20 protein-coding genes are annotated in these 24,406 nt (G+C 70.3%); 7 read left to right on the top strand and 13 right to left on the bottom strand.

Translation table 11 applies throughout. From position 1 onward, the window contains the following. Nucleotides 1–5: 5 nt before the first annotated feature. The 7 genes from ribD to G7043_RS17765 form a co-directional block, all read right to left on the bottom strand. Nucleotides 6–989 carry a bifunctional diaminohydroxyphosphoribosylaminopyrimidine deaminase/5-amino-6-(5-phosphoribosylamino)uracil reductase RibD gene (gene ribD, locus G7043_RS17795; RefSeq protein WP_166047078.1) on the bottom strand — a complete coding sequence of 328 codons (984 nt, stop codon included), beginning with the start codon at nt 987–989 and terminating at the stop codon, nt 6–8. Between the two features lie 14 nt (nt 990–1,003). Further along, complete coding sequence (gene rpe, locus G7043_RS17790; RefSeq protein ID WP_207311283.1) at nt 1,004–1,654, bottom strand: ribulose-phosphate 3-epimerase; 651 nt, start codon at nt 1,652–1,654, stop codon at nt 1,004–1,006. A 26-nt stretch (nt 1,655–1,680) separates the two neighbouring features. Next, on the bottom strand, nt 1,681–2,178 hold the full coding sequence (locus G7043_RS17785) for a flavoprotein (protein ID WP_166046766.1): 498 nt from the start codon (nt 2,176–2,178) through the stop codon (nt 1,681–1,683). Between the two features lie 263 nt (nt 2,179–2,441). After that, entirely contained in the window at nt 2,442–3,926 is a 1,485-nt protein-coding gene (locus G7043_RS17780) for an RsmB/NOP family class I SAM-dependent RNA methyltransferase (RefSeq protein WP_166046765.1), read from the bottom strand. Between the two features lie 166 nt (nt 3,927–4,092). Further along, on the bottom strand, nt 4,093–5,019 hold the full coding sequence (gene fmt / locus G7043_RS17775; RefSeq protein ID WP_166046764.1) for a methionyl-tRNA formyltransferase: 927 nt from the start codon (nt 5,017–5,019) through the stop codon (nt 4,093–4,095). Nucleotides 5,020–5,021: 2 nt separating this feature from the next. Then, entirely contained in the window at nt 5,022–5,570 is a 549-nt protein-coding gene (gene def / locus G7043_RS17770; RefSeq protein WP_086661814.1) for a peptide deformylase, read from the bottom strand. 47 nt (nt 5,571–5,617) lie between these two features. After that, nucleotides 5,618–5,767 carry a hypothetical protein gene (locus G7043_RS17765; RefSeq protein ID WP_166046763.1) on the bottom strand — a complete coding sequence of 50 codons (150 nt, stop codon included), beginning with the start codon at nt 5,765–5,767 and terminating at the stop codon, nt 5,618–5,620. Between the two features lie 129 nt (nt 5,768–5,896). Between G7043_RS17765 and G7043_RS17760 the strand changes: the two genes are divergently transcribed. From G7043_RS17760 to G7043_RS17750, 3 genes are read left to right on the top strand one after another with little or no spacing between them, the layout of a single operon-like run. After that, a complete protein-coding gene (locus tag G7043_RS17760; protein ID WP_166047076.1) occupies nt 5,897–6,490 on the top strand; it encodes an RNA polymerase sigma factor in 594 nt (197 codons plus the stop codon). Then, entirely contained in the window at nt 6,490–7,620 is a 1,131-nt protein-coding gene (locus tag G7043_RS17755) for a hypothetical protein (RefSeq protein WP_166046762.1), read from the top strand. The genes G7043_RS17760 and G7043_RS17755 overlap by 1 nt, the downstream gene beginning before the upstream one ends. 10 nt (nt 7,621–7,630) lie before the next feature. Further along, the gene (locus G7043_RS17750; RefSeq protein ID WP_166046761.1) at nt 7,631–8,149 is read left to right on the top strand and encodes a DinB family protein; all 519 of its coding nucleotides are present in this window, start codon (nt 7,631–7,633) and stop codon (nt 8,147–8,149) included. A gap of 14 nt (nt 8,150–8,163) precedes the next feature. On the opposite strand, the gene ggt is transcribed toward G7043_RS17750, so the two are convergent. After that, nucleotides 8,164–9,933 (bottom strand): gamma-glutamyltransferase, encoded by a 1,770-nt coding sequence (gene ggt, locus G7043_RS17745; protein WP_166046760.1) that lies wholly within the window; start codon nt 9,931–9,933, stop codon nt 8,164–8,166. A gap of 66 nt (nt 9,934–9,999) precedes the next feature. Here ggt and G7043_RS17740 point away from each other — a divergent pair, with 66 nt between their 5' ends. Then, a complete protein-coding gene (locus G7043_RS17740) occupies nt 10,000–10,464 on the top strand; it encodes a hypothetical protein (protein ID WP_166046759.1) in 465 nt (154 codons plus the stop codon). Nucleotides 10,465–10,520: 56 nt separating this feature from the next. Here the strand turns inward: G7043_RS17740 and G7043_RS17735 are convergent, their stop codons facing one another. From G7043_RS17735 to G7043_RS17720, 4 genes are all read right to left on the bottom strand, one after another. Continuing rightward, nucleotides 10,521–12,854 carry a primosomal protein N' gene (locus G7043_RS17735; protein ID WP_166046758.1) on the bottom strand — a complete coding sequence of 778 codons (2,334 nt, stop codon included), beginning with the start codon at nt 12,852–12,854 and terminating at the stop codon, nt 10,521–10,523. Nucleotides 12,855–12,884: 30 nt separating this feature from the next. Further along, on the bottom strand, nt 12,885–14,102 hold the full coding sequence (locus G7043_RS17730) for a hypothetical protein (RefSeq protein WP_166046757.1): 1,218 nt from the start codon (nt 14,100–14,102) through the stop codon (nt 12,885–12,887). Between the two features lie 9 nt (nt 14,103–14,111). After that, complete coding sequence (locus G7043_RS17725) at nt 14,112–16,058, bottom strand: phosphocholine-specific phospholipase C (protein ID WP_166046756.1); 1,947 nt, start codon at nt 16,056–16,058, stop codon at nt 14,112–14,114. Nucleotides 16,059–16,150: 92 nt separating this feature from the next. Further along, nucleotides 16,151–17,479, bottom strand: coding sequence for a S8 family peptidase (locus G7043_RS17720; protein WP_166046755.1), 1,329 nt, complete (start codon nt 17,477–17,479; stop codon nt 16,151–16,153). A 136-nt stretch (nt 17,480–17,615) separates the two neighbouring features. Between G7043_RS17720 and G7043_RS17715 the strand changes: the two genes are divergently transcribed. From G7043_RS17715 to G7043_RS17705, 3 genes are all read left to right on the top strand, one after another. Next, a complete protein-coding gene (locus G7043_RS17715) occupies nt 17,616–18,359 on the top strand; it encodes a hypothetical protein (protein WP_166046754.1) in 744 nt (247 codons plus the stop codon). A 49-nt stretch (nt 18,360–18,408) separates the two neighbouring features. After that, the gene (locus G7043_RS17710) at nt 18,409–20,934 is read left to right on the top strand and encodes an AfsR/SARP family transcriptional regulator (protein ID WP_166046753.1); all 2,526 of its coding nucleotides are present in this window, start codon (nt 18,409–18,411) and stop codon (nt 20,932–20,934) included. A gap of 66 nt (nt 20,935–21,000) precedes the next feature. Continuing rightward, nucleotides 21,001–21,498 (top strand): calcium-binding protein, encoded by a 498-nt coding sequence (locus G7043_RS17705; RefSeq protein ID WP_166046752.1) that lies wholly within the window; start codon nt 21,001–21,003, stop codon nt 21,496–21,498. Here the strand turns inward: G7043_RS17705 and G7043_RS17700 are convergent. After that, nucleotides 21,488–24,379 carry a hypothetical protein gene (locus tag G7043_RS17700; RefSeq protein WP_166046751.1) on the bottom strand — a complete coding sequence of 964 codons (2,892 nt, stop codon included), beginning with the start codon at nt 24,377–24,379 and terminating at the stop codon, nt 21,488–21,490. The two genes, G7043_RS17705 and G7043_RS17700, sit on opposite strands and share 11 nt — an antisense overlap. Between the last annotated feature and the right edge of the window lie 27 nt (nt 24,380–24,406).

Below are 24,406 nucleotides of genomic sequence, written 5' to 3'. Positions count from 1 at the left end.
TCCTCCTAAGTTTGCGGAACCGCGCTGATCCGCAAGTCCGGTCCGCTCATGGTGACGTCTTCGACGGTCAACCGGACAGCGTCCGTGATGGTTGACACGCCCGCGTCCAGCACCGCCGCGGGACCGTTCCCGAGCAGCGCGGGCGCGATGTAGGCGAGCACGCGGTCGATCCTCCCAGCCCTCAGGAACGCACCGGCCACAGTTGCACCACCTTCGAGCAGCACGTCCACCACACCCCGGCCCGCAAGCGTGGTGAGCACCTCGTCCGGGTCGTGCGTGCGCAGGTGTAGCGCGGTGTGCTGGAGTTTGGCTCCATCCGGCAGGTCGCTCATGCCCACGACCACAGGCAACGGCTGGTGGGGCAACGGCATTCCGTCGTCGTCCCTGGCCGTCAGCGCCGGGTCGTCCTTCTTGACCGTGTTCGTGCCGACGATGATCGCGTCGAGCTTCGCGCGCAGGTCGTGGACCTGCTTGCGGGAGGTCTCCGAGCTGATCCACTGACTGGTGCCGTCCTGGGCCGCGATCCGGCCGTCGAGCGACGCCGCGTACTTCCACGTGACGTGCGGACGTCCCGTGCGCGCGTAGTGCAGCCACGCCCGGAGGGGCCCGGTTGCGACTTCGTTCTCCAGAAGGCCGCTCTCGACCGTGATGCCGGCTTCTTCGAGGCGTTTCGCTCCGCCCGCCGCCCTAGGGTTCGGGTCGCTGACGGCGTGGATGACGTGCTTGATGCCGGCTTCTTGCAGCGCCTCGGTGCACGGCGGCGTACGGCCGTAGTGCGAACACGGCTCAAGGGTGACTACCGCCGTGCCGCCACGAGCCCTGGTTCCAGCTTCTTTGAGCGCCATGACCTCGGCGTGCGGCCCGCCGATCGGCTGGGTGCCGCCGAAGCCGACCGGATGACCGTGCTCGTCGAGGACGACGCAGCCGACCGGCGGGTTGGGGCTCGTGGTGCCCCGCACCCGTTCGCTCTCCGCGATGGCGAGCACCATCGCGCCCTCGGGCGTCACCTCGCGCCGGCTGCCTGAGCGCGCAGTGCCTCGACGGCCTTGCCGGGCTCGGCGGCGTCGTACACGGCGGACCCCGCGACGAAGCAGTCCACCCCGGCCTGCGCGGCCTGTTCGATCGTCTCGGCGTTGATGCCGCCGTCGATCTCCACGAGCAGCTTGAGGTGCCCGGTGTCGACGAGGCGACGCGCCTGGCGCACCTTCTCCAGCACGTCCACCATGAACTTCTGGCCGCCGAAGCCCGGCTCGACCGACATCACCAGCAGCGTGTCGTAGTGCTTGAGCACGTCGACGTACGGCTCCAGCGGCGTGCCGGGCTTGATGCTCAGCCCCGCCTTCGCACCCGCCGCCTTGAGGTTCTTGGCCAGCTTGATCGGATCTTGCGCGGCCTCGACGTGCACGGTCACGTTGTACGCGCCCGCCTCGGCGTACTCGATCGCCCAGCGGTCCGGGTCCTCGATCATCAGGTGGCAGTCGATCGGGATGTCGGTGACCTTGAGCAGCGACTTCACCACCGGCAGGCCGAGCGTCAGGTTCGGCACGAAGTGGTTGTCCATGACGTCGACGTGGATCCAGTCCGAGGTCGGCACCGCGGCGAGCTCGTCGGCGAGCCGCGCGAAGTCGGCGGACAGGATGCTGGGGGCGATCATCGGCGTGTGGACCACAAGGGTGAAGTCTAGGTGTCCAGCAGGTCGAGCAGCCTGCCGGGAGCCTCGTCAGTGACCACCACGACACCCGCTCCGGTGAGCGTCTTCAGATGTGTGTCCCACATCGGATGGCGACGCTTGTCCGCGTTCGCCTGGGGCATGACGACGACCTTGCAGTTCTCGACCCCGATCGCCTCGTTCAACGCGGTCAGCGCCTGGTTGTCGCCGATGCCCAGGGCCAGCTTGGCCACCGAGTTCGCGCTGGCAGGCGCGAAGATGAACGCGTCCGGTGTCGGGTAGGGCTTGGGCTGGCTCGGCAGCCGCGGGTGCCACCGGATCTCGAGGTCGGTGAGCGCTTGGAGCTTCTCCAGTTCGTTCGCCTCCTCGAACCACGGGACGACCGCTGGCGTGAGCGTGATGGCCAGGCGCCATCCGCGTTGTGCCGCGGGTGCGGCCAGCTCCGTGCGGAACCACGTCTCCACGCCACCGCAGCCCGATGCGACCAGTCCGAGCAGTCCCCGTGTCATCTCGCCGATGTTAGGCGGACGATCCCAGGTGGACGATCATCGGGGAGCCGCGCGGAACCGTCGGCATGGCTTTGCCTGAGCATCCACTCGATCAGGGCACCGGCCTCGCCACCGAACACTCTCGGCCATCGTTACTCCGGGAATCGACCTAGACGCAGGCCGCCGCACGTCACGGATCTGGGTGACGTCGCCATGAACGTCACCCACCGTGTTACGCCGAAGATCCCGTCGAGGTCCTCCGCCGCTTCGGCCGCCGGAACCTGTCAGACCCCGTCGCTAACGTCCTTCCCGAGCGCTCGAACTGGGCGTCGCAGCACCGCGCAGAACATCGCGTCGGTGCCGTGCAGATGAGGCCAGAGCTGAACGTGCGGTCCTTCCCCGAGGTCCGGAACTCCCGGGAAGAGCTCCCGCGTGTCCAGCACTTCGGCCCCGGTCCGCCGGGCGACGTCCGTCACCACCCCTACGGTCTCCGAGAGATGAGGTGAGCACACGACATAACCCACGACGCCGCCAGGACGCACCAGTCGCAACGCCTCGGTGAGCAGCTCGCGCTGCAGCTTCGTGAGCGTGCCGACGTCGGCGGGCTGGCGCCTCCACCGCGCCTCCGGGCGCCTGCGCAGTGCACCGAGACCGGTGCAGGGCGCGTCGACCAGTACGCGGTCGAACGCCCCTTCGACGAAGTCGGTCTCGCGGCCGTCGGCCACGTGCACGGTCACCGGCAGGCCTGAGGTGATCTTGCGCACGAGCTCGGCGCGGTGGGGTGCCTTCTCGACGGCGATCAGCTCGCCGCCTTCGATGCCGACCAGCGCGGCGAGCAGGGCGGCCTTGCCACCGGGGCCCGCGCAGAGGTCCAGCCAGCGGTCGTCCGTGCCTCCGTCGTCCCCACCCTCGATCGGCGCGCGGGTCAGGGCGAGAGCGCAGAGCTGGCTGCCCTCGTCCTGGACGTGGGCGAGGCGTTCCCGGACGGGCTCGAGATCGCCCGGGTCGCCCGCCCCGGCCTCCAGGTGCACGCCGTAAGGCGAGTACGGCGCCACGTCGCCGCCGGTGATGGCGGCGAGCTCGTCGGCGCTCACCTCGCCAGGACGTGCCACCAGGTGCACGGCCGGCCGCGCGTCGTCGGCCTCCAGGGCGCGCTTGAGCGGCTCGTCCCGGCTGCCGAGGGCTTCCGCGAACGCCTGCGCGATCCAGCGCGGGTGGGCGTGCGCGAAGGCCACGTTGCCGATCGGGTCGGTGTCCGGATCGGGCGCGAGCTCGTCGACCCACGCCGCCTCGTCCTGTTCCGCGACCCGGCGCAGGACGGCGTTGACGAAGCCCGCGATCCCGGACCCGAGCTCGGCCCGGACGAGGTCGACGGTGGAGGCGACCGCCGCGTGCGACGGAATGCGCGTGCGCAACAACTGATAAGCACCAAGCCGCAACGCGTCGAGCGCCGAACCGTCCACTTCGGACAACGGCCGATCCGAGCAGGCCTCGATGACGGCGTCGAGCAGGCCCTGTGCCCGCGCCGCACCGTAGGTGAGCTCGGTGGCGAGTGCCGCGTCACGGCCGGTGATGCGGCGATCCCGCAACAGCTGCGGCAGCACGAGGTTGGCGTACGCGTCGCGCTGCCGCACCGCCCGCAACGTCTCCAGCGCGGCCAGGCGGGCCGGGTCCTCCACGGGCGGCCGGGAGGGCCCGGTGCGCCGGCGCGGCGGATGCGGCCTGCGTGGACGGGACGGCTTGGAGGCTCCTCGCGAGTAGCCGGTCATGCGACTTGCTCCCCTGCTCCGGCACGGACAACGCGCGCCAAGCTCGTACCGGTCGGCGCGGCGATGGCACACGCCCTCGTCCCAGCGTGGTTCATGACAGCGTGGTTCGTGACAGCGCGGTTGATGACAGCGTGGTTCATGACGGCGCGGTTCATGGCAGGACGGCTCATGCGATCCGCTCCCCCGCCTCGATGCGCACCCCGCGCGCCCAGTCGGTGGCGGCCATGCGCTTCTTGCCCTGCGCCTGGACGTCGCCGAGGACGACGGCGGTCGTGGCCGTGCCCACGAGCACGCGCTTGCGTTCGACCTGGATCTCCCCGGCCGGCAGCGTCACGTCGTCCACGGGCGTCACGGGGCCGAGCTTGAGGCGCTCACCCCGGAACTCGGCCCACGCGCCGGGCTCCGGCGTCACCGCGCGTGCCAGGCGGTCGACGGCCACGGCGGGCGCGGTGAAGTCGAGGCGCGCGTCCTCGACGGCGATCTTGGCGGCGTAGGTGACGCCGTCGGCAGGCTGGTCGACGGCGCGCAGGGTGCCGTCCTCGATGCCGTCCACAGTGGACAGCAGCAGCTGGGCGCCCGACTCGGACAGGCGCGTCAGCAGGTCGCCGGAGGTGTCGCGGTCACGCACCTTCTCGGTCACCACGCCGAACACCGGGCCCGCGTCGAGCTCGCGCACGATCCGGAACGTCGAGGCGCCCGTGATGTCGTCGCCGTTGCGCACGGCGGCCTGCACCGGCGCGGCGCCGCGCCAGGCGGGCAGCACGGAGAAGTGGAGGTTGACCCAGCCGTGCTTCGGGACGTCGAGCGTCCGCTGCGGCAGCAGGTTGCCGTAGGCGACGACCGGGCAGAGGTCGGGTTCGAGGGCGCGCAGGCGGTCCAGGAACTCGGGCTCGCCGGCCTTGAGCGGCGTCAGGACCTCGATGCCGTGTTCGTCGGCCAGAGCGCCGACCGGGGAACGTTCGAGACGGCGGCCCCTGCCGGAGGGGGCGTCGGGGCGGGTGACCACGGCGACGACGTCGTGGCGGGGAGAGTCGATGAAGGCGCGCAGCGAGGGCAGGGCGACCTCGGGCGTACCGGCGAACACGAGTCGCATGGTCAGCTGGACCTGCCGAAGAGTGGGTGCGGGCTCTGCTTCAAGGTGGGGACCGTACCGTCGAACCACTCGGCCTGCCGGATCTCCCTCATCGCCACCTTGCGCGTCTCGGCGTCGAGGCGGTCGAGGAACAGCACTCCGTCGAGGTGGTCCGTCTCGTGCTGGATGCAGCGGGCCAGCGTCTCGGTGCCTTCGACCTCGACGGGCTCACCGTGCATGTTCCAGCCCTTGGCCACGACGTGCAGGTGGCGCTTGCAGTCCCACGACATGCCGGGGATGGACAGGCAGCCCTCGGGCCCGTCCTGCATCTCCTCGCCGACCACCTCCCACGTGGGGTTGACGAGGTGTCCCGCGAAGCCGTCGCAGTGGTAGGTGAACACGCGCAGTCCAACGCCGAGCTGAGGCGCGGCGAGTCCCGCTCCGCCCGCGTCCTGCATCGAGTCCCACAGGTCCTTGACCAGGGTGCGCAGTTCCTTGTCGAAGTCGGTCACCTCGACAGCGGCGGTGCGCAGCACGGGGTCTCCGAACAGGCGGATGGGTTGGACGGTCACGCAGTGCTCCTCGTGGTGGACTGGAGGCCAGTCTACGAGGAGCGCGGTCAGTGCTCGGACGCGCTGCCGAGGAAGATCACGCCCACCAGCGCCACGAGGAAGTGGCCGGTGAACCGCAGCGCCGTCAGCACGGGGCGGAACAACGCGGGGAAGTTGAAGTGGGCTGCCGGGGCTCCGGTAACAGTGTGCGTCGTCATGCCACGAACTGTGCCGTTCACGCAGGTCAGCCCGCATCGGCTCGCGGTATCGAGGCTGCCTCGGCCCGAGGTAGGAAGATCGGGTGCAACACTCGGCCGGAAGGTGGACACCTCCAGGTCATGAGGCTGATGCGACCGAGCTGGGAGGGGGCGGCCGCTGTGCCCGACGACGCCCCGTCGGACGCCGAACTGTGGGCACAGGGCGACGAGCACGCGTTCGGTGAGCTCTACGACCGTTACGCCGAGGCGGTCTGGAACCACGCCTACCGGCTGACCGCGTCCTGGTCGACGGCGGAGGACCTGACGTCGGCGACGTTCCTCACAGCCTGGCGGCGCCGCGCCGGGATGACACTGGTGCGCGACAGTGCGCTGCCGTGGCTGTTCACCGTGGCGGGCAACCTGGCGCGCTCGGAGTTCCGCCGCAAAGCCAGGTTCACCCGCCTGCTGCTCCGCGTGCCCCACGACGACGTGCAGCGCGACCACGCCGACGACGTCGCGTCGTCCCTCGACCACGAGGCCCGCCTCAGCCAGGTGCTGGAGGCCGTCGAACGTCTCCCCCGCGCCGAACGCGAGGCCGTGGAGCTGGTCCTGCTGGGCGAACTGACCGCTGCCGAGGCTGCCACCGTGCTGGGCGTGGCCGAGGTGAGCGTCCGCTCCCGCATCTCCCGCGCCCGCACCCGTCTGCGCAAGATGCTCGCCGACGACATCCTGGAGGTGGAGTGATGACCATCAACCTGCCGCCCCGCCGAGTTCTGCCCGCGGACGTCAAGGAGCGCATGCGTCCGCACTTCACCGAGACGCGGAGCCGCCGCAACCACACCCCACTCGCCGTGGCCGCGGGCGTCACGCTCCTCATCGCGGGTGGCATCGCCATCACCCAGCCGGCCACGCACGACCTCGACCCGGCGCGCGACCGCGTCGTCACTCCGTCCGGCCGGGATGTCGCCCGCTGCCGCACCGCCCTGAACGACAAGAACTGGTCCTCCACCCAGATGGTCGTCTTCGGGCTGCGCAAGGTCCTCGTCGGCACGGACGGCCGCTTCTGCGAGCTCACCGCTTCTCGCGCCGGCGTCGCACCGCAGGGCTTCCAGCCGACCCAGGTAGACGCGGGCTCGATCACCTACAGGTCCGCCAACGTCATCGCTGGTGTGCCTCCCTTGGGCACGCGAACGGTGAAGGCGCGCGAGACCGTCTCCGGCAGGCCCAAACACTCCTCCAGCGGCGTAGTCACACCTGATTTCTTCATCGTCCACAGCCCGGCCGCGATGCTGACCAACGAGCTGGTCTTCGACGAGAAGACCGTCCCCGTCCAGCGGTTCACGTCCTGGTCGGAGAACGGGGTCACGGACAGTTTCGAGAGCGACGACAGCGACCCGTGGGCATCCGTCAACGTCCTCGCCAGATGCGTCGACAACGCCTTCAACAACAAGGTGACCGTCGACGAACTCCGAGGCTGGGAGCCGTTGCTGGTGTCCGGCCTCGAACAGCACCGCGGAATGTTGCTCGCCCACCGCGGCCACCGGGAGTGGGCGACCTGTCCGTTCACCGAGACCCGCTCGGACAGCCTGTCGCTCATCAGCACGACATCGCGCGACCCGGACTCCTCGCTGGTCATCGACGGCCACCAGTCCGGATCCGAGTTCATCGTGACCGGACGCACCACCAGAGCCGCGAAAACCGTCGAGGTGTCCGACAGAGGCGGTACCCCGGTGACGGTGAACGTCGCCGACGGCCACTTCATCGTCACGTTCCCGGTGTCCATCGGGGACGACTGGATGATGTCTCCCGCCCGCCTGCGCCTGGTGGCGCGCAACGCCGAGGGTGAGATCGTCTACGAGGGCGGCATCAGCTAAGCATGAGCCCATGACGTGGACGGCACCCGAAGTCGAACTGATCGACGAACCACTGCTCGGCGAGGAACGCCCGATGCTGGAAGCGTGGCTCGACCGCCATCGAGCCACCTTCCTCGGCAACTGCGCGGGACTGTCCGGCGAACAGCTCGCCACGGTCTCCACACCGCCGTCGAACCTCACCCTGCTGGGCCTGATCCGCCACCTGACCGACGTCGAACGCGTCTGGTTCCGGAAGCGGCTGGCTGGCGAGGACGTCAAGCCCCGCTACGGCGAGCCGGGCAACTGGGACGACGCCTTCGGGAACCTCGACCCGGCGCGGGCCGAGGCCGAGTACGCCGCTCTCCTCGCCGAAATGGCCGAGGCCCGCGCGGCGGCAGCCACGCGGGACCTCGACGACACCTTCGTCCACGAGCGAGTGGGCGAGATTTCCGTGCGCTGGCTCTACATCCACCTGATCGAGGAGTACGCGCAGCACAACGGCCACGCCGACCTCATCCGTGAACGCGTCGACGGACGCACCAACAACTAGCCGCGGGAGAAGGCTCAGCCCACCTTCACCACGCGGGCGGCACCTCCGCCGCGTCGCGTCGGTTCGGCCACGGCACGCCAGCGGCCGTCCTTGGCACGTTCGACGGCCGTGGCGGCGCCGATTTCGGCGTTCTGGCTGAACTTGTGGCCGATCGCCTGCAGGCCCGCGGTGGTGGCGGCGGCGATGAACTCCGCCTCGGCCGGGGTCGTGGCCGCGTTGCGCTGGGAGGCGCGCGGGGCCGCTACGGCGTCACGCAGGGACATCTTGCGGTCCAGGCGCCCGGTCAGGATCTGGGTGACCGTGGTGATGATGGTCGAGCCACCGGGCGAACCGACCGCGAGGACCACCTTGCCGTGGTCCAGGACGATGGTCGGAGCCATGGACGACCGCGGGCGCTTGCCGGGGCCCGGGAGGTTCGGGTGCGGGACGCCGGCGGTCGGGGCCACGAACTCGAAGTCGGTGAGTTCGTTGTTGAGCAGGAAACCCCGGCCCGGGACGACGATGCCGCTGCCGCCCTCCGCCTCGATCGTGAGGGTGTAGGCGACCACGTTGCCCCAGCGGTCGGCCGTGGTGAGGTGCGTGGTGCGTTCGGCGTCCTCACGCAGCGACGAGAGACCGGCGGTGGCTTCACACGGCTTGGGATTGCGCGGGTCGGCGGCCGGCTGCGGGGCGGGCAGCACGGCGTCGGGCTTGATCAGGCACGCGCGGCTGTCGGCGAACTTCTGCGAGAGCAGGCCGTCGGTCGGCACGGTGGAGAACGCCGGGTCGCCCACCCAGCGCAGGCGGTCGGCGAACGAGAGCTTCGTCGACTCGATGAAGCGGTGCAGGTACTCGACGTCGGAGGCCTTCGAGAGGTCGGTCGACTCGAGGATGTTCAGCGCCTCGCCGACGGTCGTGCCGCCGGACGACGGCGCCGCCATGCCGTAGACGTCGAGGCCGCGGTAGCGCGTGCGCGTGGGGTCGCGGCGTTCGACCTGGTAGCGGGCCAGGTCCGAGATCTCCATGGCGCCGGGGCGGATGTTGCGGGTCGTGCCGGGCACGACCGGTGGCTGCTGGACGGTCTTCACCAGGTCACGGCCGACCGCGCCGCCGTAGAGCGACGCGAGCTCGGTGCGGGCGAGCTCGCGGTAGGTGTCAGCGAGCTGCGGGTTGCGGAACGTGCTGCCCACCGCGGGCGGCTGGCCGCCGGGCAGGTAGAGGTCGCGCGTGGAGGTGAAGTCGGCGAAGCGGGCGGCGTTGTTCGCGATCTGCGAGTTGAACGTCCGGTCGACGACGAAACCGCGCCGCGCCAACGCTTCCGCGGGCGCCATGGCCTCGCGCAGGTTCAGCGTGCCCCACTTGCGCAGCGCCTGCTGCCACGTCTTGGGCGTGCCGGGGACGCCGACGGACAGGCCGCTGGTCATCGCCTCGGCGAACGGGAGCGGCTTGCCGTTCTCCACGAACAGCTGGTCGGTCGCGCTGCGCGGCGCGGTCTCCCGGCCGTCCAGAGTGGACACACGACCGGTGCGGGCGTCGTAGTGGACGAAGAACCCTCCACCACCGATGCCGGCGCTGAACGGATCGGTCACACCGAGCGCGGCGGCGGTGGCGACGGCGGCGTCGACGGCGTTGCCGCCGCGGCGGAGCACGTCGATGCCGATCTGGGACGCGTCGGGGTCGACGCTGGAGACGGCGCCGCCCCAGCCGACCTGCTCGGGCACGCGAGGCGGTGGTTCCGCCGCACCCGCGTGAGCGGGAGCGACCACTACGACGGAGAGCGTCAGTGCGGCAACCGTTCGCAACATGGGAAACTTCTACTCCGTTGCGACCAGATGGCAACACTCCTCTTGATGAAGGCCTAAGGTGCGGGTGTGTCGATCGATCTTGACCGGTTGCGAACGGATTTCGCGAACACCCCGCTCGACGAGGCCGACCGCGAGGAGGTGCTGCACCTCCTCCTGCGCGAACGCCGCGAGGGTGACGCCGACCTGCTGCGCCACCTGCTGGCCGCCGAGACGGCCGCCCACCGCGAGGGCTGGGGCCTGAGCGAGACGATGGTCCTCGCCGCGCTGCTGCTCGCCGAGTGCGGCCGCGAGGAGGACGTCTGGACGTTGTGGGAGGCCAAGAACGCCTCGTTCGACACGATGGCGGGCCTCGACGGCTTCCTGCTGTTCCCGGCGGGCATCTCGGGCACGACGGCACACGTGATCGCGAGCGAGAGCCACCCCGAGCGCGCCGACCTGATGACGTACATGAGCGAGTACCTCGAGTACGAGAAGCTCACCGACGAGGAGATCCGCGAGCACATCGCGGAACTGCGCTCCCACTACGTCTAGGCCGTGTCCTGCAAGTCGGTTCGATGAGAGTCACGGGCGAGAGGCCCGGAGACGGCCTAGAGCACCTCCAACGGGTCGAGCTTGATCCGCACCAGCTCCTGCTCCTTCCGCGCCGTCCGCACGGCCTGCGCCTCGGCGAGCACGGCGGCCAGCTGCCGTCCCTCACTGCGCGCGACCCGCACCAGAGCCCGCTCCTTGGTCTCGTCGTCCCCGAGCGGCACGGGGCCGAGGACCTCGCCGGTCGACGGCAACCGCAGCTCGTCGAGCAACGCGTTCACCGCGTCCGGGGTGCCGTCGACGGTCGCCATCCGCACCGCCGGCGGGAACCCGAGTTCCGTGCGGGCGGCGAGTTCGGTGGCGGCGTGCCACACCGGGTCCCAGCGGACGAGGGCCTGCACCGGTGTGAGCGCCGAGTCCGCGATGACGACCACCCGCCCGTTGCCCGGCCGCACCAGGCCGGCGGCCGTCATCCAGCGCCGCAACGCCTCCTCGGACGCCCTGAGGTCGGCCCGGCCCAGCAACGCCCAGCCGTCGAGCAGCAGCACCGCGCCGTAACCGCCCTCGGCCACGGGTTCGGCGCCGGGTGTCGCCACCACCAGAGAGGGCTTGCCCGGCACCTTGGTCAGCACCTCGTCCGCGCCGCTGGTCCGCACCGGATACCCCGGGAACGCCCGCCCCAGCTCCTCGGCCGTGCGCCGAGCACCGATGATCTGCCCTCTCAGCCTGCGGCTCCCGCAGGTCGGACACCGGAACCCGGCCTCCGTCGCCGCGCACCACCGGCAGTACGCGGGCTTCGGCGCCCCGTCCTGGGTGCCGCCGGGAAGCGCCAACGGCCCCGCGCACCGACGACACCTCGCGGGCCCACGACATTGCCCGCACGCCAGGGCAGGCACGTACCCACGCCGCGGAACCTGGATGAGGACCGGCGAGTCGGTGAGGGCGAAACGCGCCGCGTCGAAGGCGATGGACGGCAGACGGGCCGTGCGCGCGGCCGGGTCCTTGACGTCCTGCCAGTCGTTGTCGCCAACCGACACCACCCGCGGCGCGATGGCGCGCAGGGTCTCGCGCGAGGCCACGATCTCGTGCGCCCAGCCCGTCTCGACGAGCAGCTGCGCCTCCGCCGTGCGCGCGAACCCACCGATCAACAGCGCCGCGCCGGACATGTGGGCCCGCTGCACCAGCACGTCGCGCACGTTCGGGTACGGCGACCGCTGCTCCACGTGGAGGTCGTCGCCGTCGTCCCAGACCACGAGCAACCCGGGGTTCCTGACCGGGGCGAACGCGGTGGCCCGAGTCCCGACGACCACCTGCGCGACCCCACGGCGCACCGCCAGCCAGCGCTTGTAGCGCTCGGACGGCCCCAGGTCGGCGGAAAGGGTCACCACGCCTTCGATGAGCCTGCCGCACGCCTCGGCGACGCGGGCGAGGTCGCGGTGATCGGGCACGACGATGACAACGCCCCGCCCGCCGGACGCGACCGCGGCCGCCGCCTCGGCCAGACGGGCGGGCCAGTCCTCGGAGGGCAGGGCCTGCCAGACGGCGTGGGCAGGACGCCCTTCGCGGAGGGCTTCCAGGTACTTGGGACCGCGGGGATAGCGGGACCAGGCGTCGGCGGGCACGGGCGGCAGCTGGGAGCGCGCGGGGGAAGCCGAATCCTCAGGGGAAGCCAGGTCTGCGGTGGAAGTCGGCTCGGCAACGGACGCTGAACGCGCCGGTGAAGCTGGGCCCTCCGGCGGGGTGTCGGCGGAGCCAGCGGTAGCAGCGGACACCGGTGCGGCTGAGGCGTCTGCGAGCTCGGCGGCAGGAACCGACGGCAGGCCGGTCGGACCCGCAGGCTGGACGGCAGGGTCCGGCGGCGCGGCTGCGGGGTCGTCCTTCGCGGGCTCGTCTGTCGACGTGTCCGCCGGAGCAACCGCCGTCTGTTCGGAGAACGGTTCGGCGGCGGTCCGCTGCCCCACCCAGGCCGGGACCTGGGGCAGCGGGGGCGGCTCCGGTGAGGCCGCCGCTTCCGCTCGGGCGTGGCGGGGCGGGATGGCCAGGCGCAGCACGTCGATCATGCCGCCCGCGTACCTGTCGGCGATGGCGCGGGCCAGAGCGGCGATCTCCGGGGCCAGGACCGGTTCGGGGGACACGACCTTTTCGATGAAGGCCAGTTTCTTGCCGTACTCGGTGGTCTCGGTGCGCTCCAGCAGGTAGCCGTCCACCAGCTGGCCCGCGAAGCGGACGCGGACGCGGCAGCCCGGGACGGCCGCCGTGTCCAGTTCGGACGGAACCGAGTAGTCGAAGGGGCGGTCCAGGTGGGCCAGCGGCACGTCGACCACGATTCGGGCGACCGGCAGCGACGCCGCGGGGACTCGTTCCCCTCGTCTTGCTCCGGTCTTCGCGCTCATGCCTCCTGGTGTATCAGACGGCACCGACAGTCACGCGTTGCGCCTCACCAAACCTGTGAAGCCCGCCACGAACAGGGTGGCGAAGGCCCAGGCCAGGATCTGGAGCAGCCACGTGGTGGCCAGCACGAACTGGCCAGAGGCCGAGGAGTCGACCGTGCAGCGGGTCGCATCCACCTTGACCAGTGGTGTTGCCACGTTCAGGGCGTAGCCGACCTGTTCGACGACCGTGCAGCGGACCGCGCCCGACAGCAGGACGACGCCCACCGACACGGCCAGCACCCCGGCGAGCCACACCAGCGCGAGACCGGGCCGGTACCCGTGGCCGACGGTCACGCCGCGGACGAGATGCCAGGTGCGGCCCCACCGCGAGAGCTGGCCGCGACGACGCAGATCACGTTGCTGGGCAACGCGAATTCGGCGCACGTCGCGTTCGTGTCCGGCGGCCTGATGAGCTGCGGCCAGCTGAACCCACGGCTGTGTCGAGTAGTAGGGCGTGCGCGTCGCCAGCAACGACATCCATTCGTCCACAGTGGCGTCACGCGGTAAACCCTCATACACCAACCCTTCGAGCTGGACGTCGCCGTCGATGCCGCCGAACGGCATCAGCAGGTCCTTGCCCACCCGGACGTGCCGCAGGTCGAGGGCGACGCCCGGCGAGCTGAACCGGCCGTCCCTGAGCACGAGTTGCCCGTCCACGCGGGCACCGCGCATCCGGACCGCGGCGTACTGCCCGGCACCCGAGACGTGGCAACCGCGCGACAGGAAGATCGCGGACCCGACCTGCGCGTCCACCAGGTACAACGAGGATTCCATGCGCGACTCGCGGCACGTCAGCACGTCGGCGATGCGCGCACCCACCAGCGACACCAGGCCCTTGGCGTGGAAGCCCTCGTCCAGGTAGACGCTGCCGCCGATGCGCATGTTCAGGCCGTCGAACGACTCCGCGGCGCTCAGCCGGGCCCCGCTGAGCCGCAGGTTGTGGTCCACGGTCAGGCCGCGCGCCAGCACCGCCGGGGCGACCAGCCGACGCAGGTCCAGCCGCGAGAAGTGCGCACGGTTGACCAATATCGGCTCTTCGGTGGTGCAGTCGTGCAGCGACAACGGCCGTTTGACCACCAGGTCCCGCAGGTCGAGCTGACCGAGGATCCGCGCGCCGGTCACCACCAGGCCGGCCGGATCCAGCGCGTCGGCGTCGATCAGCAGACGCCGGATCTCCGCCGCCTCGATCTCGTCCCCCGTGATCTCCACGGGCACACGTTAGCCGGAGATCGACTCTTGACCGTTCTCGATGTGACCGCACAGGCGACGGCGGAACCGCGGTTCCTCCTCCACCGTCACCGTCAGGTCGTACCAGCCCGAGTTCATGACGGTGAGCCACGGGATCACGTGCCGATGTCCTGGTCTCACCGGGTATCGCCGCCGCCCCAGCACGAACGTCAGACGCGTCGTCCCAGTGTTCTCGAACGTCAGCGTGAGCACACGGCTGTATCCGCGCACCGACGACGACACTCGCGCACGGTCAGAAGACGAGCCGGCGAACTCACGGCGGAAACCGTTAGGGCCGAGCAACACCAGATCGTGGTCACCGGCGACCTCAAGAGAGGTAGACGAGGCAACGTCGAAGTGCTGCGGCACCGCGAACTGCCCCGAGTACGGGTACAGCGCGAAGTGCGCGGAGGCAGACCCGGAGTTAGACATCTCCAACGTAGAGCCGCGCAACGACGCGTCAGGCTGGTACGGCAGAGCGCGCGCACGCCGCCGTCCGGCCTCCTGCTCGGGCATCTTCTGCGACGATGGGGGCGCGGGACGCCAGCGCGGGGAAGCGGGCGGCACGGCGGCGGGCTCGCCCACCTCGGGCCACGTGCGGCGCCGGTCGAAGTCGAACGCCGAGGTCAGGTCACCCGTGACGGTCCGGCGCCACGCGGAGATCTCCTCCGAACGCACGCCGGTCCACCGCTCCAGGAACTGCGTCATGGACGTGTGGTCGAACACCTGCGAACACACGTAACCGCCAACGGACCACGGCGAGACGACGGTCATCGGCACGCGCGCGCCGAGCCCCAACGGCCGGTCACCCACGTACTCATCAGTCACCGACAACGGCGGGCGCGGCGGCGGCACGTGGTCGTAGAAGCCGTCGTTCTCGTCGTAGGTGATGAACAGGACGGTCGACTCCCACACGTCCTGGTTGGAGGCCAACGCGTCGAGCACCTGGTAGGTGATCGAGGCGGACGCGGCGGGCGACGACGCGCCGGGGTGCTCGGAGTCCACAGAGGACGGAACCAGGTAGGAGACGGCGGGCAACCGACCGGCGTTCACGTCGGCCCGGAACGCCTCGCCCAGCCCACCCGGCTGGACGCGGTGCAATCCCCGCTCGTACAAGGACTTCTCGGCGGCGGACAACCGGGACAGATCGATGGAACCGATCAGCGCGGGGTCGCCGGTCCCGTACAGCTTGTCCAGGGACTTGAACCCGGCGGGCAACACCTTGCGCGCGATCTCCTTGAACCGCACGTAGAACTCCAGGTTGTTGTCCTGGAAGTTGTCCCACTCCTGGTACACGCGCCACGACTTCCCCGCCGCCTCAAGGCGTTCGGGATACGTCTTCCACGTGTACCCGGTGTGGGTGTCCTCGCTGTAGGCCGCGTTGCCGGTCGCACGAGCACCAGAAGGCTCGAACCCGGTGTACCCGGACACCCAGTAGTTCCGGTTCGGCGATGTAGAAGACGGCACCGAACAGTGGTACGCGTCGCACAGCGTGAAGGTGTCCGCCAGTTCGTAGTGGAACGGGATGTCCTGCCGCGTGTAGAACGCCATCGTCGCCGCGGTCTTCGCCGGCACCCAGTTGTCGTTCCACCCGCCGCGCAACGCCGAGTGCCCGCCGTTCCAGCTGTGGTCCAGGTCGCCGATGTAGTGGATGTCGCGCCCGGACGCCGCCTCACGCACCGGGAACGGCAGCACGCCCGACTGGTTGAACACACCCTTCAACGCGTTGCGGTCGGAGAACCCGCGCACGCCACGAAGGGTTCCGTAGTAGTGGTCGAACGAACGGTTCTCCTGCATCAACAGCACGACGTGCTTGATCGCGCGCAACCCTCCCGCACGAGGCTCACGGGCCAACGCGGCGTACACCGACGGTGGCAGCAACGTGCCGGCACCAGCAGCAGCGACGGCAGCCATGAACCCACGACGAGAGAGCGACATGAGAGGAGTTTCTAGTCTCTGGACGTGTCGCGGAACAGACCCGCGGATGAACAAAGGCCCCGGATTCACCGGGGCCTCGTTCACACTCACACTCAGGGCGCGGCGATCGCGGCAGCGACACTCGCACGAGCGTCCAGCCTGCCCTTTCCGCACTGACCAGCGACGGCGTGCGGCTTGGCCTTCAGGTAGAACCACGCCTGCGCGGGGGTGAACATCGCCTTGCCCTGCTGCACCCGAGCGTGTTGCATCAACGCCACCACACCGGCGACGTGCGGGGACGCCATGCTGGTGCCCTGGTAGTGCTTGTAGATCGAGGCGGCCGGCACGGTCGCGCCGCTGTTCAACGTCGACAGCACACCGTTCGCCGCCAGGGGTGACGTCTCGCCACCCGGCGCGCAGATCTCGACGGTCGCGCCGAAGTTCGAGTACGACGTCTTGTTCGTCTGCCGGTCGGTGGCCGCCGTGGTGATCACGCCACCGCAGTTCGCCGGGGTGAAGCCCGCGGCGTTCACGTTGTCGTTGCCCGCCGCGACGATGACGGTGGCTCCGTGCGTGTTGCGCACCGTGTTGAGCACGTTCTGCAACATCGGCGGGCAGTTGGCCGACGGGCCGCCGAGCGACAGGTTCAGGATCTTCGCCGGGTGCGGGTTCGCCGGAACGCCGGCCACAGCCCCACCGGCCGCCCACAGGATGCCCGCCGCGATGTCGGCCAGCGTGCCACCGCACGTGCCGAGCACGCGCACCGGCACAACCTTGGCCGACGGCGCGACGCCCGTGCCACCGGTCGCGTTGTTGCGCAACGCCGCCACGGTGCCCGCGACGTGCAGCCCGTGCCAGCTCGACGGCCGTGCCGCCGAACCGGCACCGCACTGCCCGGCGAGCCGCCAGTCGCCCTGGTCCATCGGGTTGGCGTCGCGGCCGTTGCCGTCCTTGGCGAACCCGGCGTTGCTGATGAAGTCGTAGCCACCGAGGTAGTTGGCGGTCAGATCGGGGTGCCAGGTGCGGCCGGTGTCGATCACCGCGACCCGCTGGCCCAGTCCGGACGGCCCCTGGTCCCACGCCTGCGACAGGTCGATGCCACCCGGCTGCTCCCAGTAGTGCCACTGCTGCGGCCACAGCGGGTCGTTCGGCACGGCCGTCGACTCCAGGACGATGTTCGGCTCGGCGTACTCGACGTCACCGCGCGCCATCAGCACCCGGATCGACTCCGCGGCGTCGCGGGAGGCGAGCACCTCGGCGCCGTCGACGGCGTCCGCGACGGCCCTCGTCCGCGACTTCTCCAGCGCGTCGGATCGCGACGCGCCCTCGCGGAACTTGACGATGATCTCCTGCTCCGGTTCCTCCTGGGCGGCCGCTGTGGTCAGCGGCATCGCCGTCAGCGCCATCACGACGCCGAGCAGAGCTGCCATGCCGGTTCTCATGGTCTTCCTCCCCTTCCCACTTCAGTGACGCCGAGAAGGAGAGACCCGCGCGGTTGTGTCCCGGATGCGGTCGCCACAACCGATCCACAACAGCTCCCGCGTACTCACGTGCACAACGTCTTCAAGGGGGACTCAGATGCTTCAACTCGTCGTCGCAGCAGCCCTCGCCGCGTCTGGAACCACCGCCGCACCGGAGCCCGTGACCACCGCGCGGGTCGAGGCCGGCAGGCTCGTCGTCACCGGGGCGCCTGCCCGCGCCAGCCAGATCCACGTCTCCGGCACCACCATCAGCGATGCCGGCACGATGCGGGCCGGTACCGGATGCACGCGCCTGTCGGCCTCACGCGTCCACTGCGCGCAAGTGCAGAAGGTCGTCATCTACCTGGGCAACCGCAACGACACAGTGCTCTACGACAGCGCCGTGCCCACCGAACAGCACGGTGGCGACGGCGACGACTCGTTGCAGGGCGGTTCCGGCGCCGACACGCTCCAGGGCGGTGACGGCGACGACACGATGAGCGGCGGCACCGGACCGGACCACCTCTACGGCGGTGACGGCGACGACGTGCTGGACGAGCCCTCGACCGACGCGGGCGGCAACGTCCTGCAGGGCGGCTACGGCAACGACAAGATCGACGGAGCCAAGCTGAACATGCGCGACCGCGCCGATTTCAGCGATCACGTCGAGGGCATGACCATCGACCTGGCGGCGGGCACCGCGACCAGGCCGGGCGAGACCGACGAGGTCAAGAACGTGCAGGACGTCTACGGAACCGCGGGTGACGACACGTTGAGCGGCAACGCCTGGCCCAACAAGATGTACGGCCTCGGCGGCAACGACACGTGCACGGAGGGTTTGTACGACATGTGCGTTCAGTGAGTTCGCTCGTGCGATGTATCAGGGTTGGCCATGAGACATCCGCTCGTTCGTGGAGGTTTTGGACGTCCGCCTGCTCGGGCCCCTTGAAGTCACCGGGCCAGGCGGCGTGCTGCGCCTCGCCGGTACGCGCCAGCGCTCCCTCCTGGCGCTGCTGGCGATGCGCGCACCCTCGGTGCTCCCCGCAACGCGTCTCATCGACGCGTTGTGGGGCACCGAGCCTCCACCCACGGCGTTGCGCACGCTGCACAGCCACATCGCGCGCGTTCGTTCGGCGTTGGCGGCAATCGGGCTCACCGACGTCCTGGTCACCACCAGCACGGGCTATGCGTTGCGGATCGATCCATCACGCGTGGACGTGACACGCTTCGAGCGCGCGCCCTCACCCCGTGCGGCACTCACGCTGTGGCGCGGCGATCCCCTCGCCGACTGCGACGTCTCCGAATGGGCATCCGCCGAGATCACCCGGCTGCACGAAGCACGCCTTTGCACCGAAGAAGCGCTGGCACAGCAGGAAATCGGCCGCGGCGCCTACGGAACCGCGGCCGCCCAGCTCGAACGGCTCGTCGTCAGCCATCCGCTCAGAGAACGCTTCTGGGAGCTGCTCGCCGACGCACAACTACGTGGCGGCCGACGCGCGGACGCGTTGAGCACGGTCCGACGAGCCCGCACCGTGCTCGTGCAAGAACTCGGCGTTGACCCCGGACCAGGCTTGCGCGCGATCGAAGCTCAAGCCCTCACGTGTCCCCCGTCGGACGAGAACGCCGGTCTGGTCGGACGGCAGCGCGAGACCCAGGACGTCGTGCGGCTGCTGGACAAGACGCGGCTCGTGACGCTCACCGGCCCGGCCGGCTGCGGCAAGTCCCGGCTCGCCCAGCACGTCACGCCGTCCTCCACAGTGGTCGATCTGACCTCGGCGAACAACGTCGACGACGCGGTCGCGGCAGCGTTCACCATCACCACACGCGAGCTCAGCACTCTCGGCAACACCTTGGTAGTGCTGGACAACTGCGAACACCTGCGCGCCCAGTGCGCCGCGTTCGCCACCGCGCACCCGAGACTCCGTGTGCTCGCCACGAGCCGTGAACCCCTTAAAGTGCCGGGCGAGGCCGTCTACCCGATCCCGCCGCTCGCCGTGCCCGACCCGGACGTCCCACGCTCCCTGACCGAACTGGCCGCCTACGACGCCGTGCGGCTGTTCCTGGACCGCGCCGCGCACTCCTACACCGACGCGGACGCACCGGCGATCGCCCAGCTCTGCGCCGCGCTGGACGGCCTGCCGCTGGCGTTGGAACTGGCCGCCGCCCGCACCTCCGTCCTCACCCCGGCCCAGATCGTGCGCCGGCTGCGCGACAGGTTCGGCCTGCTGGGACCGCTGCACGCCGCCATCGCCTGGAGCCACGACCTGCTGACGTCCTCGGAACGGACGCTGTTCGCCGATCTCGCGGTGTGCGCGGGAGGTTTCCCGGCAGACCTCGTCGAAGCACTGGCCAGCTCGCTCGACGCACTGACGGGCCTCGTCGCCAAATCGCTCGTGCGGGTCTCCCGTGTCGCGGGCGAAACCCGTTTCTCGATGCTGGAGACCGTGCACGCGTTCGCGATGGAACAGCAGTCGAGTGCACACGCCCGTGCGGCGGACTTCTTCTTATGTCTGGCCGAACGCGCTGAGGCCGACCCAACCGGCACGCTGCTCAACGAGTTACGCGTGGAGCACGCCAACCTCCAGCGCACCATGGACTGGTTCACCTCATCAGGTGACGCGGACAAGATCCTTCGTCTTGTCGTTGCGCTGCAACGATATTGGCACCGTGCGGGCAACTATCGCGAAGGCCGGCAGTGGCTGAACATCGCGCTGAGAGGCTCAGGACCGTTGCGCGGCAAGGCTTTGGCTTCAGCAGCAGCACTGGCGTTGCTGGAATGCGACTACGCCGAGGCCGTGCGCTACGCTCGGGACGGGCTGGAGACCGACCCCGCCCTCGCCGGAAGGCTGCACCGGCTGCTGGGCTCGGTCGCACGGGAACGCGGCAACTACGAAACGGCGCTGCACCACTATCAAGAAGCTGCGCGCGCGTCGAACCCGGTGGATGCCGTCTACGCCCGTCAGCTCGCCGGTGCCACGTCCTGGCTCGCTGGTGACCTCGACATCGCCGAGGCCGACCTTCAGGCATCACTGAAGTCACTGCGACAACTGGGTGATCGACGTGGCGCCACGTCGTCGCTCGCGTACCTCGGCGCCGTCGCCTGGTACCGGGGCGACGCGGCGAAGGCGCGCGAACTGCTGGACGAAGCGCTGGACACGTTCGGTGAACTGGAGTTCAAGGAGGGCATCGCCTGGGCACTCAACCTGCTCGGCGTCGTCGAGCACGGCACCGGCAACCCCGGCACCGCGCGGTCGTTGCTGGAACGCAGCCTCACGCTGCACCGCGAACTCGGTGACCGCTGGCGCCAAGCCAGTGTGCTGGAGGCGTTGGCGGGCGTCACGCAGAACCGGTCACTGCGAACGGAGGCGGCGGCGATCCGTGCTGAGATCGGCGCACCCGTTCCGACCGTGGAACGCGACCTGGCGCGCTCTGGTTAGCGCTCGGGCAACGCACCGTTGTGACTCTTCTTCCGTACGCACCACACGGACAAGGGGAGGACAACCATGAAACTCAGCATTGCCGCCGCGGCGCTCACCATCGGCCTGTGCACCGCCGGTGTCGCGGCCGCCGACGAGGTCCCGCCGGAGTTCCAGAACAGACCCACGCCCGCCGACTGCTACAACGCCGTGCCCACGATCGAGGTCGAAAAGCCCGGGCTGGTGACCTTCGGCGGCGTCGGCCCTGACGTGATCGTCGGCACCCCTGGGCCGGACGTCATCTGGGGCATGGGCGGCGACGACATCATCATCGGTCTCGGCGGCGACGACGAGCTCCACGGCGGCGCTGGCAACGACCTGATCTGTGCCGGCGCGGGCAACGACAGGGTCCAGGGCGGGCCCGACCACGACACGGTCTACGGCGAACCCGGCGACGACCGGATGCGCGGCGGCGACGGAATGGACCTGCTGTCCGGCAACGCCCACCTGGAGGGCGACGCGGGCGACGGTGAGGCCGGCTTCGACTTCTGCACGGCGTCCACGGAGGTCCAGGTCAGCTGCTGACCGACTGCCGCAGCAGGATCTCCGTGGCGGGATCGGGGCGTACCCCGAGCTGCCGCAACGAGTCCAGCACGCGCGCACGGGTCCGCACAGTCCTTTGTGGATTCCGTGCGCGCAGCGCGGCCGCGAGCGCGAGCCGGTGACCGCGCGGCTCGAACGGTTCCAGCGCCAGCGCGCGGTCGGCCAGCCGCCCCGCCTGGGCCGGATCCGCGGTGACGAGCCGCAGTTCGCCCAACGCCAGCAGGTTGTGCACGTGCCTGGCCCTGATCTGCGCGATCTCTGCCTCGCACAGGTCCATCAGCTCGGCGAGCGGTTCCCCACGCCACAGCGCGACCGCCTCGTCGAGCCGATCCGCGTCGCTGAGCTCCTGGAACGACCACAGGTCCACGCTCAGCACGTCGCTGCGGACGAGACGAATCGTGTCGCCGTCGCTGCGCAGGCAGTAGCTGGCCTCGCCGCCGGCGCGTTCGGGTTCCAGGAGCCGTCTGAGGTGAGTCATCGTCACGCGCAGGTTCCGCGCGGCGCTGGCGGGATCGAGTTCGGGCCACAGCAGGTCCATCGCCTGGTCCCGGTTGAGCACCGGTCGCAGCACGAGCAGGCCCAGCAGCTGACGGACCCGTGCGCGGCGCAGTTCGGGAGCGTCCGTCGCGACACCGTTGCGGGTGACGCGCATCGGCCCGAGCACCTCGATGCCGATCGGGTGGTCCGGCGGCGTGGGCACGGTAGCGAGCAGTTTGAGGGCGCCGCCGGCGAGGTCCGGGTCGCGGGCGAGTTCGCGGAACCGGCGGTGCGCCGCCGGACCGACCCGTTCCGCCAGCCAGGTGCCCAGTTTCGTCCTGCCCGTCGCGGCCAGGCGGGTGGCGAGCTCCGCCGACCACGGCAGCGGGAGGAAGCAGAGAGCGTGCGCTTCCGGCAGGTCCGTGCGGGGATCTCCGTTCCTGGCGTTGATGAACGCGCGTGCGGCCGCTCGTGCCTTGTGGTGCGACGGGCCCAGATCCGTGTTGTCCCACCGCTCTCTGAGCTCGTCGCTGAGCACGTAGCCCAACGTCAGGAATCGGCGCAGGTGCCGCTCGGCGAGCTTGATGTCGGCGGGCCACCGCGCCAGGTGCTGTTCGTAGATGTCGCGGGCCAGGTCCTCCTCACCGCGCACGACGGCCACCGCCGCTTGCGCCGCACAGGCCAGCACCGCGTCGCGCGGATTGTCCTGGCCGGCGATCACTTCGGGTGTGGTCTCACCGAACGACGCGGCGATGACCGTGTGCAAAGCGCGCGCGACGAACTCACCTCGCGCGGTGCTGTCCGCGTTTCCCGCCTGGAACTCGACAGGTTCGCCGTCGAACCAGCGGGCCGCGGCGGCGTGATGGCTCGCCAGGTCGTCGTCCAGCATTCGTTCGGCGAGCTCGGCGGCGTCCTGACCGCGGCCGCACATCGACAGGCAGTGGACGTGGAACCGGGTCGTGGACACCGACAGCGCCTTCGGCACCTCGGTCGTGGGTGCCTGGGCGAAGTGGACGAGTGCCGCCTCCGGGTCGCCCGCCAGTTCGGCGAGCACCCCGGCAACGCTGTGCCGCAACAGCCTCAGCACGGGTGACGATGCCGTCAGCTGTTGCGCCCGTTGAGCCACCACCGCGAGCCTGGGCAGGTCTCCCCTGGAGTGCGCCGTGATCACGGCCTGCCCCAGTGCCACCGCCGCCGCGTCGTGATCGCCTGTTTCGAGCATCTTGGCGCAGGCGCGGTCCACCAGGCAGTCGATCGACGGGTCGGTGAAGTCGCTCGCGTGCATCACCGCGGCTTTGAGCAACAGGAACGCCGGTTCGTCGGCATGTTGGTGCGGAACCGCCTCCAGCCAGCGCCGGGCGGTCGTGCGGGGCAGCACCGACAGCGTGGTGCGCACCAACTCGATCGCGAGGTCGCCGAGCAGGTGCCAGTCGCCTGCCCGGCAGGCCACCCGTCCGGCTCCGGCCAGTTCGCCGCGCGCCACCAGCACCTCGACCGCTCTGGCGCGCAGATGATCTGTCGGCACCAGCCCCGCCCACAGGTCGTGGGCGCGGTATCTGCCGTCGTCCAGGCGGGTGACCAGCGGAACCGACCTGGCGAGGTGTTCCAGGCCGGCGGGCGCCCCGGCGACCGCGCTGGCTTCCTCCTCGGTCGCGCAGCCCAATGTCACCAGTGCGGCCAACGCCGTGCGGGTTCGTTCGGTGAGTCCGCTCACCACCTCTTCCGCCGCATATCGCCACGAACCGGCGGGGCCGGCGGTGAGGGACAGTCTGATGAGGGCGGGCCAGCCGTTCAGGTCCTCGTCGAGCTCGCGGCCGAACCTCCTGGCCAGTGCGGCTGTTTCGGCGTCGGTGAAGGCCAGGTCGGCGGTTCCGATCGCGGCCACCTCGCCGGCCGCTTCCCTTCTGGCCAGCCGGAGAGCCGGTACGTCCCGGCCGGACAGCACCAGGTGCGCGGTGTCGGGCAGGGCGCGGGTGACGGCTTCGAGCAGTGTCGCCCCCGGTGAGCCGTCGGGGATCTCGTGCACGTCGTCGAACAGCAGGCAGACGTCGAGCGGGGCCTTGCGGTAGAGGGCCGCGAGGACCTCGCGGGCGGTGGGTTCCTGGCCGGGGTCACCGGTTAGAGCGTCGAGGATCGCGCGTGCGAGCCGGGTCGCGTCCTCGTGGTCCGGCCCGCAGGTGACCCAGGCGTCGATGCCGCGGGGTTCGAGCAGGTTCGCGCGGACGGCTTGGGCCAGGGCGGTGGTCTTGCCGAACCCCGGCCCGGCGACGACCAGCGTGACCGGACGGGTCCAGCGCTGGCGCAGCCGGTCGACCAAGCGCAGGCGGGGCAGCTCGACGTCGAGCGGCCGCGGCACCGCGTGCAAACCGGTTGTGTTGTCCCCCACGGTGGGCGGAGACCCGCGGAGCGTCCG

Source organism: Lentzea alba (assembly GCF_011067745.1).
GTDB classification, from domain to species: Bacteria; Actinomycetota; Actinomycetes; order Mycobacteriales; family Pseudonocardiaceae; genus Lentzea; species Lentzea alba.
This window is presented reverse-complemented; position numbering and strand designations above follow the sequence as displayed.